Here is a 20,661-nt window from a genome sequence, read left to right on the forward strand (position 1 = left end):
CCTCACAGGACATGCGGGCGTGAGGAGGGCGGACTGTGATGACGGAACGACGTCGGGTCGCGATCATCGGGAGCGGGATCGCAGGACTCACGGCCGCATACGTCCTGCGCGGGACGCACGATGTCCTGCTGTTCGAGGCGGACGCCCGGCTCGGCGGCCACGCCGACACCCACGACGTCGTGGCCGCTGACGGCGGCCGGGCGTTCGCCGTCGACACCGGTTTCATCGTGCACAACCGCCGTACGTACCCGCTGTTGACGCGGCTCTTCGCCGAACTCGGCGTGGCCACCCAGGAGACCGACATGAGCATGTCGGTGCGCTGCGACGGCTGCGGTCTGGAGTACGCCGGAGCCCGCGGCGCGGCGGGGCTGTTCGCGCGCCCCGGCAACGCGGCGAACGTCCGCTATCTGCGGCTGCTCGCACAGGTGCCGCGCTTCCACCGGGCGGCCCGCGAACTGCTGGCACGGCCTGCGGACGGACCGGAGCCGACCCTCGGCGAGTTCCTCGCCGAACGGCGCTTCCCGCCGTACTTCGTCTCGCACTTCATGACGCCGCTGGTCTCCGCGGTGTGGTCCTGCGGCGCGGAGCAGGCCGCCGGCTATCCCGCCCGCTATCTCTTCCGCTTCCTGGACAACCACGGGATGCTCTCGGTGACCGGGGCGCCGGCCTGGCGGACCGTCAGCGGCGGCTCGCACGAATACGTCCGGCGGATCGCCAAGCAGGTCACCACGGTGCACACGTCGGCCCCGGTGCACGCGCTCACCCGCCGTCCCGGCGGCGTGCGGCTGTGGACCGGCGACGGCGCCGAGCACACCGCGGACGCCGTGGTCGTCGCCGTCCACCCCGATCAGGCGCTGCGGCTGCTCGCCGACCCGACGCCCGCGGAGTCCGAGGTGCTGGGCGCGTTCTCCTACTCCCGCAATCCGGCGCTGCTGCACACCGACGCCTCCGTGCTGCCCCGGGCGAGCGGCGCCCGCGGCTGCTGGAACTATCTGCTGCCCTCGTGCGGCGCCACCCCCGACCGGGTCCTGGTGAGCTACGACATGACGCGGCTGCAGCGGCTCGACACCCCACAGGAGTACGTCGTGACCCTGGGGGGCGAGCGGCTCGTCGACCCGGCCCGGGTCCTGGACCGCATGGACTACGCGCACCCGGTCTTCACCACCCGCTCGGTCGCCGCCCAGCGGCGGCTTCCGGAGCTCAACGGCCCGGTCACCACCTTCGCCGGGGCCTACCACGGCTGGGGATTCCACGAGGACGGCTGCCGCTCGGGAGTCGCGGCGGCCGCGGCGCTGGGGGTCCGGTGGTGACCGCGGCGCTGTACGAGTGCGTGGTGTCGCACGTGCGCACCGCCCCGCTGCGGTACTCCTTCCGGCACCGTACGTATCTCTGGCTGGTGGACCTGGACGCGCTGCCCCGGCTGCCGCGCCCGCTGCGCCCGCTGGCCCGTTTCGAGGCCCGTGACCACTTCGGCGGCACGGCACCGGACATCCGCGCGGGACTCGACCGCTTCCTCGCGGCGGAAGGGGTGGAGCCGCCCGGCGGGCGGGTGCTGATGCTCACCGCGGCCCGGGTGTTCGGCCATGTCTTCAACCCGCTGACCGTCTACTGGTGCCACCGCTCCGACGGTTCGACGGCCTGTGTCGTCGCCGAGGTGCACAACACCTACGGCGAACGGCACTGCTACCTGCTGCGCCCGGACACCGCGGGCCGGGCCGGTACCGCGAAGGACTTCTACGTCTCGCCGTTCTTCCCGGTGGACGGCGAGTACCGCATGCAGCTGCCGGAACCCGGCGCGCGACTCGCTCTGACGGTCCATCTGGAGCGGGCCGGCACCCGGCCGTTCACCGCGACGCTGCGGGGCGAACGGCGCCCCGCGACCACCGCGGGCCTGCTGCGGACCACCGTGCGGCACCCGTGGTCGACGGCCACCGTGTCCGCGCTCATCCGGATGCACGGCGTCCTGTTGTACCTGCGCGGCCTGCCCGTGCGGCCCCGTCCCCCGCACCGACCCCAGGAGGGTGTGCAGTGACTGCCCCCGTTTCCCGTCCGATCCTCTCCCGTCCGGTCCTTTCCCGTCCGTCGGCGGCCGGTCCGCCGGAGTCCCGTCAGCCCCTGGCCCGCGGCCTGCCGGTGAACCCGGAACTCTGGCCGGACGTCGTCCGGGTACCCGGCGCTCCGGTCCGCGCGGCCGTCGCCGAGCACCTGGTGCGGCGGGCCGTGGCCCGTCTGCCGCTGCGTCTCGCTCTGCCGGGCCGCGCACCGGCCGGGTCGGCGGACCCGGACGCCCCGCTGCTGCGGGTGCACCGGCCCGACGCCTTCTTCGCCCGGATCGCCACGTCGGGACTCGTCGGCTTCGGCGAGTCGTACATGGCGGGCGAATGGGACTCCGACGACCTGGTGGGGGTGCTGACCGTGCTCGCCTCGCAGGTCGGGTCGCTCGTCCCGGCTCCGCTGCAGCGGCTGCGCGGCGCGTGGGCACTGCGGCAGCCGTCGGCCCAGCGCAACACGGTCGTGGGGGCGCGTGGCAACATCAGCCGCCACTACGACCTGTCGAACGACCTGTTCTCGCTCTTCCTGGACGAGTCGATGACGTATTCGGCGGCTCTGTTCCCGCCGGACGGCGAGCCCGCCGACGTCCGCTCCCCCACCGGGGCCGAGCCGCTGACCGTCGCCCAGCACCGCAAGATCGACCGGCTGCTGGACCTCGCCGCCGTGCGGCCCGGCACCCGGCTGCTGGAGATCGGCACCGGCTGGGGCGAGCTGGCGCTGCGGGCCGCGGAACGCGGCGCGGAGGTGGTGACGGTGACCCTGTCGCGGGAGCAGCGCGAGCTGGCCCGGCTGCGGATCCGCGAGGCTGGGTATGAGGACCGGGTGACGGTGCTGCTGCGGGACTACCGGCAGATCCGCGGTGCGTACGACGCCGTGGTCAGTGTGGAGATGGTCGAGGCGGTCGGCGAGGAGTTCTGGCCGGTGTACTTCCGTGCGCTGGAGCGGTTCCTGGCGCCCGGCGGACGGATCGCCCTGCAGGCCATCACCATGCCGCACGACCGGCTGCTGGCCTCCAGGCGCACCTTCACCTGGATCCAGAAGTACATCTTCCCCGGCGGCCTGCTGCCGTCGGTGACCGCCGTCGAGCAGGTCCTGGCCCGCCACACGGGGTTGCGGATCGCGGAGGACACCGGGTTCGGGCCGCACTACGCCCGGACGCTGGAGCTGTGGCGCGAGCGCTTCACCGAGCGGGCCGCGGAGGTGGCGGAGCTGGGGTTCGACGAGACCTTCCGCCGGATGTGGACCTTCTACCTGGCCTACTCCGAGGCCGGATTCCGATCCGGTTACCTGGATGTGCGCCAGCTGCTGCTGGTGCGCGGCGCGGCGGGCACCCTGTGAACGATTTTCCGTGGGGCGACTTCGCCACCTGTCTCGCGGCCTCGGCCGGCGCGGCCCTGGCGGTGCTCCTCGCAGCCTTCGCCGCCGGCGCGGCGAAGGGCCTGCACCGGGTCGTGGACGTGGCCTGGGGAACGGCCTTCGCCGGGGTGGCGGCGGTGTCGTACGCACTGTCCGCGGGCCACGGCGACGAGGGCCGGCGGCTGTTGGTCCTGATCGCGACGGCGGCATGGGGACTGCGGCTGTCCGTGCACATCGGCCTGCGCGGCTGGGGCCACGGCGAGGATCCGCGCTACGACCGGCTGCTGTCGCGCGCGCCCGGCAGCCGGAACCTCTACGCGCTGCGCATGGTCTACCTGCTGCAGGCGGTCCTGGTGTGGGTGGTGTCGCTTCCCGTCCAGTTCGCCATGTACGTGCCCGGCGCGCTCAACGGGTTCGCGTCGGCCGGGGTGGCGCTGTGGCTGGTGGGGTTCTTCTTCGAGTCCGTCGGCGACTTCCAGCTCGCCCGCTTCAAGCGGGATCCGGCGCACCGCGGCGCGATCATGGACCGGGGGCTGTGGAGCTGGACCCGGCACCCCAACTACTTCGGTGACTTCTGCGTCTGGTGGGGGCTGTTCCTGCTCGCCTGCTCGACCCCGCTGGTGGTCGTCACTCTGGTGTCGCCGCTGGTCATGAGCTTTCTGCTGCTTCGCGGGAGCGGTAAGCCGATGCTGGAACGGCATATGGAGCGCCGCCCGGGATTCGCCGAGTACACCGCTCGTACCAGCGGTTTCTTCCCCAGGCCGCCACGGCACCGGTCCTGACCGGCGACCGGTTCTCCGGCGCCGACACGCTGTGACCGGGTCGACGCCCGGCGGTCCCCCGCGCCGCCGGGCGCCGATCCAGGCCCCCGTTCCCCGCATGGCCGTGTAGGCCCGGCGGGGGTGCGTTGAGTATATTGGCTGAGAGCCAGTCAACGCAGGAGTAAAGCATGTCTCCCCGAAGCGCATCGGTCAATGAAGAGATGCGGCGGCGTTCCCGGGAACGGCTCCTCCAGGCGACGGTGGAACTGATCGAGGAACGCGGCTACGAGGCCACCACCCTCGCCGACATCGCCGACCGGGCGGGCACCGCGCGTGGCCTGGTGTCGTACTACTTTCCGGGAAAACGCCAGCTCGTGCAGTCCGCGGTGCACCGCCTGATGCATCTGGAGCTGGCGGCGGCACTGGAACGGGAGCCGCAGACCGAGGACGGCCAGGAGCGGATGGCGCGGGCCATCGACGCGATTCTGGGCCTGACCCAGACGCACACGAAATTGATGCGCACGCATATGGCGTCGATCTTGCAGGCCGAGGGTTTCATCCAGTGTTCCGAGCAGCAGCGGCTCGCCGCACTGCTGCAGGACACGGTCGTGCGGTGGGGCGCGGAGGATCCCGGGACGGAGTACCCGATGATGCGCGCGCTCCTGATGGGCGCGGTGGTCGCGCTCCTGGTGCCCGGCGTCCCGATGCCGCTGCCGCGGCTGCGGGCCGAGCTGTTCACCAGGTACGGCCTGGACTGGGAACTGGGCGTTCCGCCGCCCGCCGACGCCGGACCCTTGGCCGCGGCGGACACCCGCCGCCCGGCGCGCTCGCCACTGCCCTGAGGGTCCGCCCCTGAGCGGCGAGCTGCGCGCGCCACTCCCGCAACGCACGGGGATGGCGCATGCTGGGCTTACGACCTGGCGCGCGATGGAGGGCGGATCAGCGAGCGGCGTCATGCGGCTCCGGATCCAAGGCGGAGGAGGGAGGCGACGCGGAGCGTCGTCGACCGACGACAACGCCTGGGGGCCCCTCCCAGCGCTGCTGGGGGAGGGGCCGCAGGGCGTCGGGAGCCCGCTCTCCATCGCGCGCCAGGTCGTCCACGGCGGAAGGAGCCAGCTCGTGCTTCGTGTCGCAGTAGTCGGTTCAGGTCCCAGCGGCGTGTATGTGGCCGAGGCGCTGACCCGTCAGACCACCGTGCCGGACGTGGCGGTGGATGTCCTCGACCGGCTGCCGTGCCCGTACGGCCTGGTGCGCTACGGAGTGGCGCCGGACCACGAGAAGATCAAGTCCCTGCAGGGCAATCTGCGGCAGGTGCTGGAGGACCCGCGGGTGCGTTTCCTCGGCAATGTCGAGGTGGGGCCGGCGCTCGGCCCCGAGCAGCTCGGCGAGCTCTACCACGCGGTGGTCTACTGCTTCGGCGCCGCCGCCGACCGGCGGCTGGGCGTACCGGGCGAGGATCTGCCCGGCAGTTACTCCGCCACCCGGTTCGTCTCCTGGTACAGCGCCCACCCGGACGAACCGCCGGAGGAGTTCGCGCTGCTGGCCCGGTCGGCGGTGGTGATCGGGGTCGGCAATGTCGCGGTCGACGTGGCCCGGGTACTGGCGCGCGGTGCGGACGAGTTGCGGCACACCGACATCCCGCAGTCGGCGCTCACCGCGCTGGACGCCAGCCAGGTCACCGATGTGCACATGGTGGGGCGGCGTGGTCCTTCACAGGCGAAGTTCACCACCAAGGAGCTGCGCGAGCTGGGCGGGCTGTCCGGCGCCGATGTCATCGTGCACGCCGACGAGTTGGCGCTCGATCCCGGGTACGCCGACCCTTCCGCGCTGCCCGCCGTGGCCCGTCGCAATGTCGAGGTGCTGCGCGAATGGACCACGCGGGTCCCGGAGGGCCGGCCGCGCCGGATCCATCTGCGGTTCTTCCTGCGTCCGGCCGGACTCCTCGGTGACGGGCGGGTGTCGGGCGTCCGTTTCGAGCGGACGCTGCCCGACGGGCTGGGCGGAGTGCGCGGGACGGGGCAGTCGGAGGAGATCGAAGCGCAGCTCGTGCTGCGCTCGGTGGGATATCAGGGCGTGCCGCTGCCCGGTCTGCCGTTCGACGAACGGCACGCGGTGGTGCCGAACGACGGCGGCCGCGTGCTGCGGGACGGTGTGCCCTCGCCCGGGGAGTACGTCGCCGGCTGGATCAAGCGCGGGCCGACCGGGGTGATAGGCACCAACCGGCCCTGTGCCAAGCAGACGGTGGCGGCGCTGCTCGAGGACGTACCGCGGTTGCTGGCCAGGTCGCTCCCCCGCGATCCGCTGGAGGCGCTGCGGTCGGGCGGCGGCGATCCGGTGGCGTGGCCGGGCTGGCTGTCGATCGAGGCCGCGGAGATGGCGCTGGGCCGGTCGCTCGACCGGGGCACCGTCAAGATCCAGGACTGGGCGGGGCTGCTGGCCGCCGCGCGACTGGCCGCCTGACCCGAACCGGGAGGCGGCCTCAACGGGCGGCGGTCGCTCCTGGGTGGATCCGTTCGCACTGCCCCTCGGCCGCCGCCAGCACCGAGTCCAGGAGGTTGGGGAACAGCGCGTCCAGATCCTCGCGGCGCAGGCCGCTCATCTTGGACGTGCCCCGGTAGTTCTGCTCGATGACCCCGGCCTCGCGCAGCACCCGGAAGTGGTGCGTGGTGGTGGACTTGCTGACCGGCAGTTCGACATCGGAGCAGGCCAGCTCGGTCTCGGCGGCGGCCAGGGTGCGCACCACATGCAGCCGCATGGGGTCGGACAGCGCATGGAGCACGCCTTCGAGGCGGATGGCCGTGCGCTCCGGGTGCTCCAGCGCACGGGCGGCGGGGGCGGTCTGCGGTGTCATGCGTCCATAGTACGAGTTCTCTCGTAGTTTGACATCCGCCGTATTACGATGGCTATCGTAGAAGGCGTCCGGTGAGTCGATCCGGTGAGCCCTATGACGAGGAGAGCGCCATGAGCGCACTGTTCGAGCCCTACACCTTGCGGTCCCTGACGATCCCCAACCGCGTCTGGATGGCACCGATGTGCCAGTACAGCGCGGCGGTCGACGGTCCGGAGCAGGGCGTACCGCAGGACTGGCACTTCGCGCACCTCGCCGCCCGGGCGACCGGTGGCACGGGCCTGATCCTCACCGAGGCGACGGCGGTGAGCCCGGAGGGCCGCATCAGCCCGGCCGACCTCGGGCTGTGGAACGACCGGCAGCAGGCGGCGTTCGGCCGGATCACCAGCTTCCTCAAGGAGCGGGGCACCGTTCCGGGCATCCAGCTCGCCCACGCCGGACGCAAGGCGTCGACGGACCGGCCCTGGCGCGGCGGCGGCCCGGTGGGCGCGGAGAACCACGGCTGGCAGCCCGCGGGCCCGAGCCCGGCGCCGTTCGCCGACGGCCACCCCGTACCGCGGGAGCTGACCGTCGAACAGATCCGGGAGATCACCGAGCGGTTCGCGGACTCGGCCCGGCGGGCGCTCGCGGCCGGCTTCCAGGTCGTCGAGGTGCACGGCGCGCACGGCTACCTGATCCACGAGTTCCTCTCCCCGCACAGCAACCACCGCACCGACGAGTACGGCGGCAGCTTCGAGAACCGGATCCGCCTCGCGCTGGAGGTCGTCGACGCGGTGCGCGCGGTGTGGCCCGCGGAGCTGCCGGTGTTCTTCCGGGTGTCCGCGACTGACTGGCTGACGGAGAACGGCACCGGCGAGGGCTGGACCGCGGACGAGACCGTCCGGCTGGCGAAGGAACTGCGCGCCCACGGCGTCGACCTGCTCGACGTCTCGACCGGCGGCAACGTCCCCAAGGTCCGGATCCCGACCGGCCCCGGCTACCAGGTGTCCTTCGCCGAGCGGGTCAGGACGGAGACCGATCTGCCGGTGGCGGCGGTCGGCATGATCACCGATGTCCGGCAGGCCGAGGAGATCATCGCCTCCGGCCGCGCCGACGCCGTCCTGCTCGGCCGCGAACTGCTGCGCGACCCCCACTGGGCGCTGCGCGCGGCGCGCGAACTGGGCGCGGAATCCCGCGTTCCCGACCAGTACGGATGGGCCATCTGAGACCCGCCCTCCGTCCCCGGTCCGGCCGGTCCGGGGGCGGAGGACGGCGCTACGGGACGATCGAGTCCACGTATCCACCGTCGACCCGGACCGCGCCGCCGGCGCTGCTCGCGGTCTCCCGGGGCTTCGCGAAGGAGGCGGCCGGCACCGGTGTCACCGTCAACTCCGTGATCGCCGGCCCCACCCACACCAGGGCCCCCAGGAACGTTCCACCATGCCGGGCAGACAGCCGCGGGTCATCCGGACCGCGGTCAGCACGTTGACCTCGAAGTAGCGCCGCCACTCGGCGGCGGTCGAACGGGGCGGAGGACGCGGCACCGACCTGCGGGAACTCCGTGCGGCGAGCCATTGTCAGTGGCGGGGTGGAGACTCTGTGATGTCGGACACATTCCATCCTGGAGGCGACGTGCCATGAACGACGTATTGCTCGCAGTGGGCACCCAGAAGGGTCTCTTCCTCGGCCGCAGGAACAGCGCCGGGGAGTGGGGCTTCGGCGGCCCGCACTTCCCGATGCAGGCGGTGTACTCCATCGGGATCGACACGCGCCGCGATACGCCCAGACTGCTGGTGGGGGCGGACAGCTCGCACTGGGGGCCGTCGGTGTTCCGCTCCGACGACCTGGGGGCGAACTGGCACGAACCCGCCCGGCCCGCCGTGAAGTTCCCCGAGGACACCGGCACCTCGCTGGAGCGCGTGTGGCAGCTGCATCCGGCCGGACCCGCCGCACCGGACGTGGTGTACGCGGGTACCCAGCCGGGCGCGCTGTTCCGCTCGGAGGACGGCGGTGAGAGCTTCGCGTTCGTCCGCAGCCTGTGGGAGCACCCGCAACGGGCGGAGTGGAACGCCGGGTTCGGCGGCCAGGCCGTGCACACCGTGGTGACCGACCCCCGCAACGCCGACGCGGTGACCGTCGCGGTGTCCACCGGCGGGGTCTACCGCTCGCTGGACGGCGGGGCGAGCTGGACACCGTCCAACACCGGGGTGCAGTGCACCTTCCAGCCCGAGCGGTTCCCGGAGTTCGGCCAGTGCGTGCACAAGATCGCGCAGGACGCCGAGGACCCGGACCGGCTGTATCTGCAGAACCACGGCGGGGTCTACCGCAGTGACGACGCGGGGGCGAAGTGGTCGGAGATCGGCGCCGGCCTGCCCGCCGACTTCGGCTTCACCATCGCCACCCATCCGCGCCGCGGCGGTGTCGCCTATGTCTTCCCGATCACCGCGGACGCCCACCGGCTGCCGCCGGACCTGCGCTGCCGGGTCTTCAGGACCGAGGACGCCGGGGGGACCTGGGCTCCGCTCTCCCAGGGGCTGCCGCAGGAGCCGCACTACGGCGCCGTCCTGCGGGACGCGCTGTGCCTGGACGACGCGGATCCGGCCGGGGTGTACTTCGGCAACCGCAACGGCGAGGTGTACGCGAGCGCGGACGAGGGCGACAGCTGGCAGCTCGCCGTCTCCCATCTCCCCGACGTGCTGTGCGTGCGTGCGGCCGTCATCGACTGAGCCACTAGAGTGACGGATCGTGACAGCGCGACCGTTGAACGAAATCGTCGAGGCCGGCTGGGCGAAGGCCCTGGAGCCGGTCGCCGGGCAGATCGGCGCGATGGGAGATTTCCTGCGCGCCGAGATCGCCCAGGGCCGCACCTACCTTCCGTCCGGGCCGAATGTGCTGCGCGCGTTCCAGCAGCCGTTCGACGAGGTGCGGGTGCTGATCGTGGGTCAGGACCCGTACCCCACGCCCGGCCACGCGGTGGGGCTGAGCTTCTCGGTGGCCCCGGAGGTGCGCCCGCTGCCCGGCAGCCTGGAGAACATCTACCGGGAGCTCGGCACCGACCTCGGCGTTCCCCGGCCGGCCACCGGGGACCTGACGCCGTGGACGCGGCAGGGCGTGCTGCTGCTCAACAGGGCGCTCACCACGGCGCCCCGCAAGCCCGCGGCCCACCGGGGCAAGGGCTGGGAAGAGGTCACCGAACAGGCGATCCGGGCGCTGGTGGCGCGCGGCACCCCGCTGGTGTCGATCCTCTGGGGGCGCGACGCCCGCAATCTGCGTCCGCTGCTCGGCGACCTGCCGGCGCTCGAAGCGGCGCACCCGTCACCCATGTCCGCGGACCGCGGCTTCTTCGGCTCCCGGCCGTTCAGCCGGGCCAACGCCCTGTTGACAGGACTCGGGGCCAATCCCGTGGACTGGCGCCTGCCCTGACGGAGCCGGACTGTACGCTGCCCGGGTGACGACGCATTCGAATACTCCTGCGGGCTGGTACGCGGACCCGCAAGGCACCCCTGACCTGCTCCGCTACTGGGACGGATCCCAGTGGACCGAGCACACGAACACCGGCCGGCCGGGCCAGGTGCCCCAGCAGCAGACGAGCAACGCCTGGGAGCTGAACGTCGACGGCGGCCACGACCCGTCGAAGGTGCAGCGCCAGGTGCAGCACCAGGCAGGTGTCGCGCCGGCCGGCGGTGGCGGCGGCACGCTGTTCAACGAGCCGATCCTGGTGGTGAACCAGAAGGCCAAGCTGATCGAGCTGAACAACGAGTACAGCGTGTTCGACCAGCAGGGCCGCTCGCTCGGTTCGGTGAGCCAGGTCGGCCAGAGCACGGCCCGCAAGGTGCTGCGCTTCGTCTCCAGCGTCGACCAGTTCCTCTCGGTCAAGCTGGAGGTGCGGGACGCCCACGGGCAGCCGCAGCTGCTGCTCACCCGCCCGGCGAAGTTCATCAAGTCCAAGGTGATCGTGCAGCGCCCGGACGGCCAGACGCTCGGCGAGATCGTCCAGCAGAACGCCATCGGCAAGATCAACTTCTCGTTCGAGGTCAACGGCCAGAAGATCGGCGCCATCAAGGCCGAGAACTGGCGCGCCTGGAACTTCGCGATCGTCGACCACACCGACACCGAGGTCGCCCGCATCACCAAGACGTGGGAGGGCCTGGCCAAGACCATGTTCACCACGGCGGACAACTACGTGCTGCAGATCCACCGGCAGCTCTCCGAGCCACTGCTGAGCATGGTGGTCGCCTCCGCACTCACGGTGGACACCGCGCTCAAGCAGGACTCCCGCGGGCTCGGCTGACCCGATGGCCGGTTCCGGCGGCTGGGTCCTCGGTGTGGACTCCGGCGGCTCCGGGGTGCGGGTGTCCCTTGCCCGTGCCGACGGCACCGCCAGGTCCGCGACCGTCTCCTCCAAGCGGCCCGCCGTGGTCGCCGACCGGGGGATCGACGCCGACAGCCTGCTCGACGAAGTGCTCCCCGCCGCGCGGGAACTGATGCGGGCGGCGGGCGCGGAGACGCTGATCGCGGCCGCGGTCGGCGCCGCCGGCATGGCCACCCTCGGCGACGATCTGCGCGCCGTACTGCCCGGGGCGCTGCGCGAGGCCTTCGGCGTGCGCGCGCTCGCCCTCGCCGCGGACGCGGTGACCGCGTACGCGGGCGCCCTCGGCATGCGCCCCGGCGTCGTGGTCGCGGCGGGCACCGGCATGATCGCCCTCGGCACCGGACTCGACGACTCCGGCTGGCGCCGTGCCGACGGCTGGGGCCATCTGCTCGGCGACTCCGGCGGCGGCGCCTGGATCGGCCGCGCGGGGCTGGACGCCGCGCTGCGCGCCCACGACGGGCGGGCGGGGGGCTCTACCGCGCTCCTGGAGCGTGCGGAAGCGCTCTTCGGCCCGGTCGACTGCCTGCCGGGGCAGCTGTACCCGCGGCCCGACCGGCCGGCCGTACTCGCCTCGTTCGCCCCGGCGGTGGCCCGCTGCGCGGCCGCCGATCCGGTGGCGGCGGACATCCTGCGGCAGGCAGCCCGGCACATCCTGGAGACGGCCGCCGCCGTACGTCCGATCACCGCCACCGCCAACGGCTCGTGCCGCACGGCGCTGACCGGCGGTCTGTTCAAGATGGGCGAGCCGCTGCTCGGCCCGCTGCGTGAGCTGGCGCCCGAGGTGTTCCCCGCGGCGGAGTTCGTGCCCGCCGACGGAGATCCGCTGCTCGGCGCCCTGCGCATCGCGGGCGCGCTCGCCTCGGGCACGCTGTCGCTGCCGGAGGACCCCGCCCTGCTGCACGTCCCGATGCACGTGCATCGGGACAGCCAAATGTGACCGAACGTGAAGGAAATTCGGACGGAACGGGACAGGTCCCCCCTAGGACGTACCCACCCGAACACCCGCGCACCACGAGGCATTAACATGCGACGCCATGAGCACTGCCACTGGCCCCGCACCCGGCCTCCCCGTTCGAATGCCGCGTCCCCGCCAGCCGGGACGCCACCGCCGACCGGAGCCCCTGGCCGCGCCCGAGGGCGCGCCGGTGCTGGTTCTCGCTGTTCCCGGCACCCCGACCCCCGCCGTTCGCAGTCTGGCGGAAGAGGTCATGAGCATCGCCCGTTCCGAGCTGTCGGGCCTGGACCCGCGGATCGGCTACCTCGAAGGGGACGACGCCGAGTTCCCCGCGCTGGAGGCCGTGCTCACGCAGGCCGCCTCCGAGCGCCCTGACGGCTCCCCCGCCGCCGTCGTGGTCCCGCTGCTGGCCGGGCCCGACGCGTCGGTGGTCCGCCGGATCCGCCAGGCGGTGACCGACAGCCGCTGCGGCGCCGAGGTGACCGACGTACTCGGCCCGCACCCGCTGCTCGCCGAGGCGCTGCACGTGCGCCTCTCCGAGGCCGGTCTGGCCCGCGCGGACCGCGCCCGGCTGTTCACCGTCGCGACGGCCGCCGACGGCATCATCCTGGCCACCGTGGGCGGCGAGGAGGCCGTACAGGCGGCCGGTGTCACCGGTCTGCTGCTCGCGGCCCGGCTCGCGGTTCCGGTGCTGGCCGCCGCGCTGGACGTGGACGGGTCGATCGCCCGCGCCGCCGAGCAGCTGCGGTCCTCCGGTTCCACCAACCTCGCCCTCGCACCGTGCCTGATCGGTCCCGAGGTCGCCGCCCAGCTGCTGCACTCCGCCGCCGAGGAGGCGGGCTGCTCCGGCGCCGACGCGCTCGGCCCCTACCCGGCGGTGGGCAAGCTCGTGGTCGCCCAGTACACGACCGCGCTCGGTATCGCCCCGCAGGGCGCCCCGGTGCACTGACGTTCCACCAAGAGTGCGGGCGACGCGTTCAGCGCCGCCCGCACTGCTGTGTCCGCTGTCCCTGTGCCGGGTTCAGCGCGGCAGGACGCCAATCAGCGCGGCACCACGCCGTTCAGCGCAGCAGCACGCAAGAGGCGGCCGGCACGTCGACCGAGCCGGCCTGCTTGGGGATGCCGGTCTCCTGGTCGATGTCGAACCAGGTCACGTCGCCGGACCGCTCGTTGGACGCGTACAGCCGGCGGCCGGACGGGTCGGCGGTGAGGTGGCGCGGCCAGTCCCCGCCGCAGGGCACGGTCTCCAGCAGCTCCATCCGGTCCCCCGACTCGTCGAGGGAGAGCACCGCGATGCTGTTGTGGCCGCGGTTGGCCGCCCAGGCGAACCGGCCGTCGGGCGAGACGACCAGTTCCGACGGGTAGTTGGGGTTCTCCGGGCCCGCCGCGCCCTCGGGCAGTACCGACACCTCGGTCACCGGCCGCAGCGATCCGGCCGCCGCGTCCCACCTGCAGACGGTGACGACGGACCGCAGCTCGTTCATGACGTACGCCCGGTCACCGCGCGGGTGGAAGGTCATATGGCGCGGTCCGGCCCCGGAGCGCAGCCCGAGCTCCCGCTCGATCTCCAGCTCGCCGGTGGCCGTGTCGAGCTCGCACACCCGCACCGAGTCGGTGCCGAGGTCGACGCTGAGCAACCAGCGACCCGAGGGGTCCGGCAGGACCATATGGGCGTGCGGGCCCCTCTGGCGCTTCTGGTGCGGCCCGTCGCCCTCGTGCTCCAGCACGCTGCGCACCGCGCCGAGCCCGCCGCCGGCCGCGTCGAGGGCCAGCACGCTGACGCTGCCCGACGAGTAGTTGGCGGTGACCAGGTGCCCCCCGTGCAGGCACAGGTGGGTGGGCGCGCTGCCGCGTACGGGCACGGTGCCGCCCAGCTGGCGCGGCGCGGCGGGATCCGCCAGCGAGAAGGCCGCGGCGCCGCCCTCGGACGTCTCGCTGACCGTGTACAGCACCTCACGGTCGGCGGAGAGCGCCAGGAAGGACGGGTCCGCCACCTCCGCCGCCGACCCCAGCACGGTGAGCGCACCGGTCCCGGGGTCGACGGCGGCCGTGGTGAGGCCGCGTCCGCCCGCCGACGTGAATGATCCGATGTATGCGTGCGCGGCCACCACTGCTCCTGTCGCTCCTGCTACGTGTGCTGCGGCGACATTAGTGCGCGGCGCGGCCGGCCGCACGGGCGGGGCTACACGGACACCGATCCCGGACACGTTCCCTGACCCGTTCGGGGCTCCGTGCGGGGTGCGGCGGAGCGGTGCACATAGGCCGGGGTGCGGTCGCCCGTTTCGTAGTAGCGGTGGAACACCTCGGTGGCCGAGCCGGAGATCGGCGGCACGATCCACGACCAGTCGGCCGGCACGCTGCGCCCCTTGCGCTCCTCACGGTCGACGTGGGTGAGGAAGCGGCGGGACTCGGTGTGGTGGTCGGTCACGGTGGCGCCGGCCCGGTCGAAGGAGTGCAGGACGGCCCGGTTGAGTTCGACCAGCGCGCGGTCCTTCCACAGCGACCGGTCGCTGCTGGTGTCCAGGCCCAACCGCCGGGCGAACCGCGGCAGCAGGTCGTAGCGGTCGGTGTCGGCGAGGTTGCGGGCCCCGATCTCGGTGCCCATGTACCAGCCGTTGAACGGCGCGGCCGGATAGCGGATCCCGCCGATCTCCAGGCTCATGTCGGAGATCGCCGGGACGGCGTGCCAGCGCAGGCCCCATTCGGCGAGCCACTCCAGTTCCGGGTGGACGATCGGCACCTCGAACAGCGCGTCGGCCGGAAGGGTGAACCAGCGCGGCTGTTCGCCGCGGCCCTGGACGATCAGCGGCAGGACGTCGAACGCGGTGCCCGGTCCGCGCGGCCAGCCCAGCCGCTCGGCCGCTTCGGTGATGCCGGTGTTGCGCGGATCCCCCGTCACCCCGCCGTCCGCGCCCCGGTAGCCGGCGTACCTGATCAGCTGTTCGTTGTGGATCCGCGGTCCCGGCAGGCCGGGTGCGTCGGGGGCGAAGACGGTGATGACCGGCCGGATCCGTCCGCCGTTGGCCGCCGCGCGCAGATGGGCGGCCGCCTCCTCGGCGATGCCGGCGGCGTCGGAGATCCGGCGGCGGTCGCGGATGTGCAGGGAGTTCCAGTACAGCCGCCCTATGCAGCGGTTGTTGTTGCGCCAGGCGACCCGGGCGCCGAAGACCAGTTCCTGTCTCGTGTGCCGGTAGGTGCCGGTCGCGTCGATCTCGGCCCGCACCCGCGTCAGACGGGCGGCGAGGGCGTCGGGGTCGGCCTCCTCACGGTGCAGCTGCCGCAGGAACTCCCTGGCCAGCGGCCAGACCTCGGCCTGCGCTTCCCGCTGCTCCGGTCCCACCGGGCGGGGCGCCGGACGCCCGACCGGCACTTCCGCCCCCACCGTCCGCTCCTGATGCGCCCTGACGTCGGTCCGTCGCAGAAAGTTCAGCACGCCGCGCACTCCCCAAGATGTTCGGCTCCCGGGCCGCATCCCGCTGCGGCCCGCGGAATTCCGATGCGCAAGGTCCTACCCGTGGAGCGGCTGATCCATCCTGTTCGTGGCCGATGCACATGCCTCAGACATGGTCCGCGTGTCCACGTCGCAGCTCAGGCGGCCAAAGGGGCGCGCGGAGTCGCGCGCAGGGGTGCGACCAGTTCGGTGAGCGCCCCCTCCAGTGCGTGCAGGTGCGCCAGCGCGTGCTCCGCGTGCGGGTGTTCGGCGGCCTCCGCGACCACGGTGAGCTGCGCCGGGACGTGCGGCGCACCGGGCGCCACGAGCCGGTGGACGGCCTCCTCGACGCGGCGGCAGGCCGCGAGCAGCCGCTCGTCGTGCCCCGCGTCCGGGTCGGCCACCACGGCGGCGAGGCCGCGTACCCGGTCCGCGCACTCGTCGAGCAGTGCGAGCACCTGGCGCGCCCGCGCCCGGCGGGCCCGCAGCGGGCTGAACGGGTGGACGAGCGGGGCGACGGTGGTCCTGACCCTGCCGAGTACGAGGTCGAGCTCCTTCGCGCGCTGCGCGAGGTCCTCGCCGGGGCCGCCGGCCAGGTGGTGCGCGGCTTGGGTGGTGAAGTCGCGCACGCCGTGCAGCGCGCGCTGGATCCAGGCGTCGGTGGCGGAGTGCGTGCTGATCGGCAGGACCACGACCACGGCCAGTGCCGCGCCGAGCGCCCCGACGGCGGTCTCCTCCAGCCGCAGCCACAGCAGACCCGGGTGAAGGATGCCCAGCAGCCCGTAGAGCGAGCCCGCCATGACGGTCACGAAGAACATCATCCAGCTGTACGACACGGGCGCGGTGTAGAAGATCCCGAAGACGCAGATCCCGACCAGCAGGGCGGTCGGCGCCCCCGCGCCGTGCAGCGGCAGGGCCAGCGCGAGACCGGCGGCGATGCCCGTCACGGTGCCGAGCACCCGGCGGAAGCCGCGGACCAGCGTCTCGCCGCGGTGGGCGGTGTTGACGAAGATCCACCACGCGGTGCCGACCGCCCAGTACCAGCGGTCCTCGGAGAGCGCCTGGCCGAGCGCGAGGGCGCAGCCGGACGCGGCGGCGGCCTGGAAGGCCTGGCGGGTGGTGATCCTGCGCAGTCCGCGCGCCTGCGGCAGCGCGACGACGGGCGGCGGGGTGGCCCGGCGCTCGTAGCACCAGAGGCCGAAGCGGACGAGCGCGGCGGAGCCGAGGCCCAGGCCGACGGCGCCGCACAGTTCGGGGAGCGCGGCCGGGACAGCGTGCAGGAACTGGGAGATGAAGAACATCATGAACGCGAACACGCCGAGCGCGTGGCCGCGCGGCCCCCAGCGGCGGGCGTAGACGCCGGCGAAGACCACGGCCAGGAAGACCGCGTCACGGGCGTACGGGACCGTGTGCAGGCACGCGGCGACCGCGAGGACCGGGAGCCCGACGACGGGCATCAGGGCGGTGGTGACCGCCTGCTGGCCGACCCGGGCGTCCCCGACGACGAACAGCGCCAGCAGCGCGGCGAGCCCGCCGCCCGCCACGGCGGGCATCGGCAGCCCCGCCAGCAGGGCGGAGGTGACCGCCAGCGCGATGCCCAGGACCGCGCGGGACGCGGTGCGCAGCCGCGCGAGTCCCGGATCCGGAGCGATGAACATCCTCTTCACGTCGGTGGTCCCCGCCCCTTGTTCAGCTTGTTCGGCATCGTTCGATCTGCGGACATGGCAAAGGCGTTGCGGAGGACCGCAACGCCATCGTCACGCCAAGGAAAGCATCACCAGGGGCAATGGCTCAAACGAGCCAGCCGAAGGTGAGCCATTGGTACAGTGATGAGTCCCGATGATCGACCAGAAGGAGACCAGTGGCCCATGGCCGTCGACGCGCTGGACGCCCGCATCCTGCGGCTGATGCTGGAACAGCCGCGCACCAGCGTGCGTGAGTACGCCCGCGTCCTGGGCGTGGCCCGCGGCACGCTCCAGGCCCGGATCGACCGGCTGGAGCGCGACGGCGTGATCACCGGCTTCGGCCCGCGGCTGTCGCCCGCCGCGCTCGGCCACCCGGTGCTCGCCTTCGTGCACATCGAGGTGACCCAGGGGCACCTGGACGATGTCGGTGACGCGCTGGCCGCGGTGCCCGAGATCATCGAGGCGGTCTCGGTCACCGGCGGCGGCGATCTGCTGACCCGCGTCGTCGCGCGCGACAACGCGCATCTCGAGGACGTCGTCCAGCGGCTGATCAGCACCCCGGGCGTGGTCCGCACCCGGACCGAGGTGGCGCTGCGCGAGCGCGTGCCGCACCGGGTGCTGCCGCTGGTCGAGGCGGTGGGGCGGAGCGCCGAGGGGCCGGGGCGGAGCGGAGCGGATCGGGCACCGTGATCGCCCGGTCGGCATGCCGGGGACCATGACCCTCCCCGCGGTGATCTTCGACCTGGACGGCACGCTGGTGGACAGCGAGCCCAACTACTACGAGGCCGGCCGCCGGCTGCTGGCCGCGCACGGGGTCAGGACTTCGGCTGGGAGCAGCACGCGCACTACATCGGCATCAGTACGAAGGAGACGCTGGAGGCGCTGAGCGCCGAGTACGGTCTGTCGGCGCCGGTGGAGGAGCTGCTGGACGGCAAGAACCGGCTCTATCTGCGCCTGGCGGCCACCGCGACCGCGGTCTTCCCGCGGATGCGCGAGTTCGTGGAGCTGCTGCACGCGGCCGGGCATCCGATGGCGGTGGCCTCCGGATCCTCCCGCGCGGCCAGCGAGCCGAGGTCCAGACGTCGCCGTCCCTGACGAAGATCGGGTCGGGGTCGACGGTCACCTCTGGATACCGCTCGGCCAGTTCGGCGCAGCTGTTCCAGTGCGTGACGGCGCGCCGGCCGTCCAGCAGCCCGGCCGCGGCGAGCAGGAAGGCACCGCTACAGACGGAGGCGACCCGGTCGGAACGCCGGGCGGCCGCGGCGAACCACCCGGCGAACTCCGTGTCCCGGGCCGCCCGCCGGATACCGGGGCCGCCGACGGCGACCAGGGTGCCGATCGGCCCCTCGCACGCGTCGAACGTCAGCGTCGGGGTGACGGCGAGCCCGCCGCTGGACCCGACCGGCCCCGGGGCGGCCGCGACGGCGTCGATCCGGTAGCCGGGCCCGGCCTGGCTGTGCCGTCCGGCCTGCGAGAACACCTCGTGCGGCCCGGTCAGACCGAGGATCTGGAAGTCCGGGGCGACGAAGACGATGCGGTGGTCGGTCACCGGTTCATCGTCACCGCCCCGGATGTGGCGGCAAGGACAGGGTTATGACGATTCCCGTCACCCCGAGCCGCGGGGCTGCGCCGGACGAGCCGGACGGCGGGAAACGGCCGGACTACGCGCCGCTCGCGTCCAGCATGTCCTCACGCTCGACGATCTTCACGCGTTCGCGGCCCTGCGGCTCGCCCAGCGCCCGCTCCGCGGCGTCCAGCCGGTGCCAGCCCTCCCACGTGGTGAAGCGGACGCTCCGCTCGCCGAGGAACGCCTCCACGTCCTCCGGGGCGGGCGAGGCGGGGGTGTGCAGCCGGCCGTTCGCGAAGTCGTCCAGCAGGCTGGCGACCGTCTCGTTGGCGTCGCCCTTGGTGTGGCCGATCAGCCCCACGGGGCCGCGCCGGATCCAGCCGGTGACGTAGGTCGACCGCAGGTGCTCGCCGGTCTCCTCAATCACCCGGCCGCCCTGGTCGGGGACCGTGCCCGACGCGACGTCCCAGGGCAGCTTGGGCAGCTCGTCGGACAGGTACCCCACCGCGCGGTAGACCGCGCTGACGTCCCAGTCCTTGAAGGTGCCGGTGCCCTTGACGTTGCCGGTGCCGTCGAGGGCGGTGCGCTCGGTGCGCAGCCCGACGACCTGGCCGTCCTCGCCGAGGATCTCGGCGGGCGACTCGAAGAAGTGCAGGAACAGCTTGTGCGGGCGGTCACCGACGTCGCGGATGGCCCAGTTCTCCAGGGTCTTGGCGACCATGTCGGCCTGCTTGTTGCCACGCCGGGTCGCGATCGAGCCGTCGTCGTAGTCGATGTCCTCGGGGTCGACGATGACCTCGATGTTCGGGGAGTGGTCCAGCTCCCGCAGCTCCATCGGACTGAACTTCGCCTGCGCCGGGCCACGGCGGCCGAAGACATGGACCTCCAGGGCCTTGTTGGCCCGGAGACCCTCATGGACGTTCGGCGGAATCTCGGTCGGCAGCAGTTCGTCCGCCGTCTTGGCCAGGATGCGCGCCACGTCGAGCGCGACGTTGCCGACCCCGAGGACCGCGACCTTCTCCGCCGTGAGCGGCCAGGTCCGCGGCACGTCCGGGTGCCCGTCGTACCAGGAGACGAAGTCCGCCGCGCCGTACGAACCGTCGAGGTCGCTGCCGGCTATGTCGAGCGCCCGGTCGGCCGTCGCCCCGGTGGAGAAGATCACCGCGTCGTAGAAGGTGCGCAGATCGTCCAGGCTGATGTCACCCGGGTAGTCCACGTTGCCGAAGAGCCGCACCTGCGGCTTGTCGAGCACCTGGTGCAGGGCCGTGACGATGCCCTTGATCCGCGGGTGGTCGGGGGCGACGCCGTAGCGGATCAGACCGAACGGGGCCGGCATCCGCTCGAAGAGGTCGATGGACACACCGGGCTCGACGGCCGCCGGGGATTTCAGCAGCGCGTCGGCGGCATAGATCCCGGCGGGGCCGGCTCCGACAATTGCTACCCGCACAGGGCGAAGCATGATCAGGTTCCCTTCGAGCGGTAACAGGCGGACTCGCCGGGAAGCCTAAACTAAGGCAAACCTAAGTTAGTAGCCGGGTCAGACCTATGACCTCATAAGGCAGCCTTATGGGATCCCATAGACAGGGCTTGTGTCAGCAGGTGGAGCTGCCGGGGCCGCCGCCGGCCCGCAGATGCGCGCAACGTGAGCGCTCCCGC

General features: G+C 72.7%; 18 protein-coding genes and 4 pseudogenes. 15 read left to right on the top strand and 7 right to left on the bottom strand.

Annotated features, from left to right (window positions below; translation table 11 throughout):
* The first annotated feature begins 35 nt into the window (after positions 1 to 35).
* The 6 genes from C6N31_RS10470 to C6N31_RS10495 all read left to right on the top strand — a co-directional run bounded on the left by C6N31_RS10470 (position 36) and on the right by C6N31_RS10495 (position 6,629).
* A complete protein-coding gene (locus C6N31_RS10470; RefSeq protein WP_138353890.1) occupies positions 36 to 1,310 on the top strand; it encodes an NAD(P)/FAD-dependent oxidoreductase in 1,275 nt (424 codons plus the stop codon).
* Positions 1,307 to 2,032 (top strand): DUF1365 domain-containing protein, encoded by a 726-nt coding sequence (locus C6N31_RS10475; RefSeq protein ID WP_164294255.1) that lies wholly within the window; start codon positions 1,307 to 1,309, stop codon positions 2,030 to 2,032. Before C6N31_RS10470 ends, C6N31_RS10475 begins: the two co-directional genes overlap by 4 nt.
* A gap of 20 nt (positions 2,033 to 2,052) precedes the next feature.
* Complete coding sequence (locus C6N31_RS10480) at positions 2,053 to 3,390, top strand: SAM-dependent methyltransferase (RefSeq protein ID WP_138353929.1); 1,338 nt, start codon at positions 2,053 to 2,055, stop codon at positions 3,388 to 3,390.
* On the top strand, positions 3,387 to 4,190 hold the full coding sequence (locus C6N31_RS10485) for a DUF1295 domain-containing protein (protein ID WP_138353892.1): 804 nt from the start codon (positions 3,387 to 3,389) through the stop codon (positions 4,188 to 4,190). Before C6N31_RS10480 ends, C6N31_RS10485 begins: the two co-directional genes overlap by 4 nt.
* A gap of 167 nt (positions 4,191 to 4,357) precedes the next feature.
* Positions 4,358 to 5,011 (top strand): TetR/AcrR family transcriptional regulator, encoded by a 654-nt coding sequence (locus tag C6N31_RS10490; RefSeq protein WP_138353893.1) that lies wholly within the window; start codon positions 4,358 to 4,360, stop codon positions 5,009 to 5,011.
* A gap of 277 nt (positions 5,012 to 5,288) precedes the next feature.
* Positions 5,289 to 6,629, top strand: a complete 1,341-nt coding sequence (locus tag C6N31_RS10495; protein ID WP_138353894.1) for an FAD-dependent oxidoreductase — start codon at positions 5,289 to 5,291, stop codon at positions 6,627 to 6,629.
* Positions 6,630 to 6,648: 19 nt separating this feature from the next.
* Here the strand turns inward: C6N31_RS10495 and C6N31_RS10500 are convergent, their stop codons facing one another.
* Positions 6,649 to 7,020 (bottom strand): ArsR/SmtB family transcription factor, encoded by a 372-nt coding sequence (locus C6N31_RS10500; protein WP_138353895.1) that lies wholly within the window; start codon positions 7,018 to 7,020, stop codon positions 6,649 to 6,651.
* A 110-nt stretch (positions 7,021 to 7,130) separates the two neighbouring features.
* On the opposite strand from C6N31_RS10500, the gene C6N31_RS10505 reads away from it, so the two are divergent.
* Together C6N31_RS10505 and C6N31_RS10510 are read left to right on the top strand one after the other, a co-directional pair.
* A complete protein-coding gene (locus C6N31_RS10505; protein ID WP_138353896.1) occupies positions 7,131 to 8,222 on the top strand; it encodes an NADH:flavin oxidoreductase/NADH oxidase in 1,092 nt (363 codons plus the stop codon).
* Between the two features lie 101 nt (positions 8,223 to 8,323).
* Positions 8,324 to 8,413: pseudogene (locus tag C6N31_RS10510) on the top strand (oxidoreductase); the annotation flags it as partial.
* 4 nt (positions 8,414 to 8,417) lie between these two features.
* Here the strand turns inward: C6N31_RS10510 and C6N31_RS43680 are convergent.
* Positions 8,418 to 8,513: pseudogene (locus C6N31_RS43680) on the bottom strand (oxidoreductase); the annotation flags it as partial.
* Between the two features lie 120 nt (positions 8,514 to 8,633).
* Here C6N31_RS43680 and C6N31_RS10515 point away from each other — a divergent pair.
* From C6N31_RS10515 to C6N31_RS10535, 5 genes are all read left to right on the top strand, one after another.
* Positions 8,634 to 9,722, top strand: a complete 1,089-nt coding sequence (locus C6N31_RS10515) for a WD40/YVTN/BNR-like repeat-containing protein (protein WP_198357440.1) — start codon at positions 8,634 to 8,636, stop codon at positions 9,720 to 9,722.
* Positions 9,723 to 9,741: 19 nt separating this feature from the next.
* Positions 9,742 to 10,419, top strand: a complete 678-nt coding sequence (locus C6N31_RS10520) for a uracil-DNA glycosylase (RefSeq protein WP_138353898.1) — start codon at positions 9,742 to 9,744, stop codon at positions 10,417 to 10,419.
* A gap of 25 nt (positions 10,420 to 10,444) precedes the next feature.
* Positions 10,445 to 11,287, top strand: coding sequence for an LURP-one-related family protein (locus C6N31_RS10525; RefSeq protein ID WP_138353899.1), 843 nt, complete (start codon positions 10,445 to 10,447; stop codon positions 11,285 to 11,287).
* A 4-nt stretch (positions 11,288 to 11,291) separates the two neighbouring features.
* Positions 11,292 to 12,305, top strand: a complete 1,014-nt coding sequence (locus C6N31_RS10530) for an N-acetylglucosamine kinase (protein ID WP_138353900.1) — start codon at positions 11,292 to 11,294, stop codon at positions 12,303 to 12,305.
* A 97-nt stretch (positions 12,306 to 12,402) separates the two neighbouring features.
* Positions 12,403 to 13,272: a sirohydrochlorin chelatase gene (locus tag C6N31_RS10535; protein ID WP_138353901.1), complete on the top strand. Its 870-nt coding sequence runs from the start codon at positions 12,403 to 12,405 to the stop codon at positions 13,270 to 13,272.
* A 112-nt stretch (positions 13,273 to 13,384) separates the two neighbouring features.
* Here C6N31_RS10535 and C6N31_RS10540 read toward each other — a convergent pair whose 3' ends face one another.
* The 3 genes from C6N31_RS10540 to C6N31_RS10550 all read right to left on the bottom strand — a co-directional run bounded on the left by C6N31_RS10540 (position 13,385) and on the right by C6N31_RS10550 (position 17,411).
* Positions 13,385 to 14,431: a lactonase family protein gene (locus C6N31_RS10540; RefSeq protein ID WP_138353902.1), complete on the bottom strand. Its 1,047-nt coding sequence runs from the start codon at positions 14,429 to 14,431 to the stop codon at positions 13,385 to 13,387.
* Positions 14,432 to 14,505: 74 nt separating this feature from the next.
* On the bottom strand, positions 14,506 to 15,663 hold the full coding sequence (locus C6N31_RS10545; protein WP_244809803.1) for a nitric oxide synthase oxygenase: 1,158 nt from the start codon (positions 15,661 to 15,663) through the stop codon (positions 14,506 to 14,508).
* A 248-nt stretch (positions 15,664 to 15,911) separates the two neighbouring features.
* On the bottom strand, positions 15,912 to 17,411 hold the full coding sequence (locus tag C6N31_RS10550; protein ID WP_138353930.1) for an FUSC family protein: 1,500 nt from the start codon (positions 17,409 to 17,411) through the stop codon (positions 15,912 to 15,914).
* A gap of 210 nt (positions 17,412 to 17,621) precedes the next feature.
* On the opposite strand from C6N31_RS10550, the gene C6N31_RS10555 reads away from it, so the two are divergent.
* Positions 17,622 to 18,128 (top strand): Lrp/AsnC family transcriptional regulator, encoded by a 507-nt coding sequence (locus tag C6N31_RS10555; RefSeq protein ID WP_138353904.1) that lies wholly within the window; start codon positions 17,622 to 17,624, stop codon positions 18,126 to 18,128.
* Positions 18,129 to 18,141: 13 nt separating this feature from the next.
* Positions 18,142 to 18,500 (top strand): annotated as a pseudogene (locus tag C6N31_RS43690) (HAD family hydrolase); the annotation flags it as partial.
* Between the two features lie 55 nt (positions 18,501 to 18,555).
* On the opposite strand, the pseudogene C6N31_RS43695 reads toward C6N31_RS43690, so the two are convergent.
* A pseudogene (locus tag C6N31_RS43695) lies at positions 18,556 to 18,987 on the bottom strand (DJ-1/PfpI family protein); the annotation flags it as partial.
* A gap of 112 nt (positions 18,988 to 19,099) precedes the next feature.
* The gene (locus tag C6N31_RS10570; protein WP_138353905.1) at positions 19,100 to 20,464 is read right to left on the bottom strand and encodes an FAD-dependent oxidoreductase; all 1,365 of its coding nucleotides are present in this window, start codon (positions 20,462 to 20,464) and stop codon (positions 19,100 to 19,102) included.
* Positions 20,465 to 20,661: the final 197 nt, after the last annotated feature.

The organism is Streptomyces fildesensis (assembly GCF_016107395.1).
Taxonomy (GTDB): domain Bacteria; phylum Actinomycetota; class Actinomycetes; order Streptomycetales; family Streptomycetaceae; genus Actinacidiphila; species Actinacidiphila fildesensis.

Coding starts and splice junctions, on each gene's coding strand:
- C6N31_RS10490 (WP_138353893.1), top strand. CDS start 4,358: ATGTCTCCCCGAAGCGCATCGGTCAATGAAGAGATGCGGCGGCGTTCC.
- C6N31_RS10500 (WP_138353895.1), bottom strand. CDS start 7,020: ATGACACCGCAGACCGCCCCCGCCGCCCGTGCGCTGGAGCACCCGGAG.
- C6N31_RS10505 (WP_138353896.1), top strand. CDS start 7,131: ATGAGCGCACTGTTCGAGCCCTACACCTTGCGGTCCCTGACGATCCCC.
- C6N31_RS10515 (WP_198357440.1), top strand. CDS start 8,634: ATGAACGACGTATTGCTCGCAGTGGGCACCCAGAAGGGTCTCTTCCTC.
- C6N31_RS10530 (WP_138353900.1), top strand. CDS start 11,292: ATGGCCGGTTCCGGCGGCTGGGTCCTCGGTGTGGACTCCGGCGGCTCC.
- C6N31_RS10535 (WP_138353901.1), top strand. CDS start 12,403: ATGAGCACTGCCACTGGCCCCGCACCCGGCCTCCCCGTTCGAATGCCG.
- C6N31_RS10550 (WP_138353930.1), bottom strand. CDS start 17,411: ATGTTCATCGCTCCGGATCCGGGACTCGCGCGGCTGCGCACCGCGTCC.
- C6N31_RS10555 (WP_138353904.1), top strand. CDS start 17,622: ATGGCCGTCGACGCGCTGGACGCCCGCATCCTGCGGCTGATGCTGGAA.
- C6N31_RS10570 (WP_138353905.1), bottom strand. CDS start 20,464: ATGCTTCGCCCTGTGCGGGTAGCAATTGTCGGAGCCGGCCCCGCCGGG.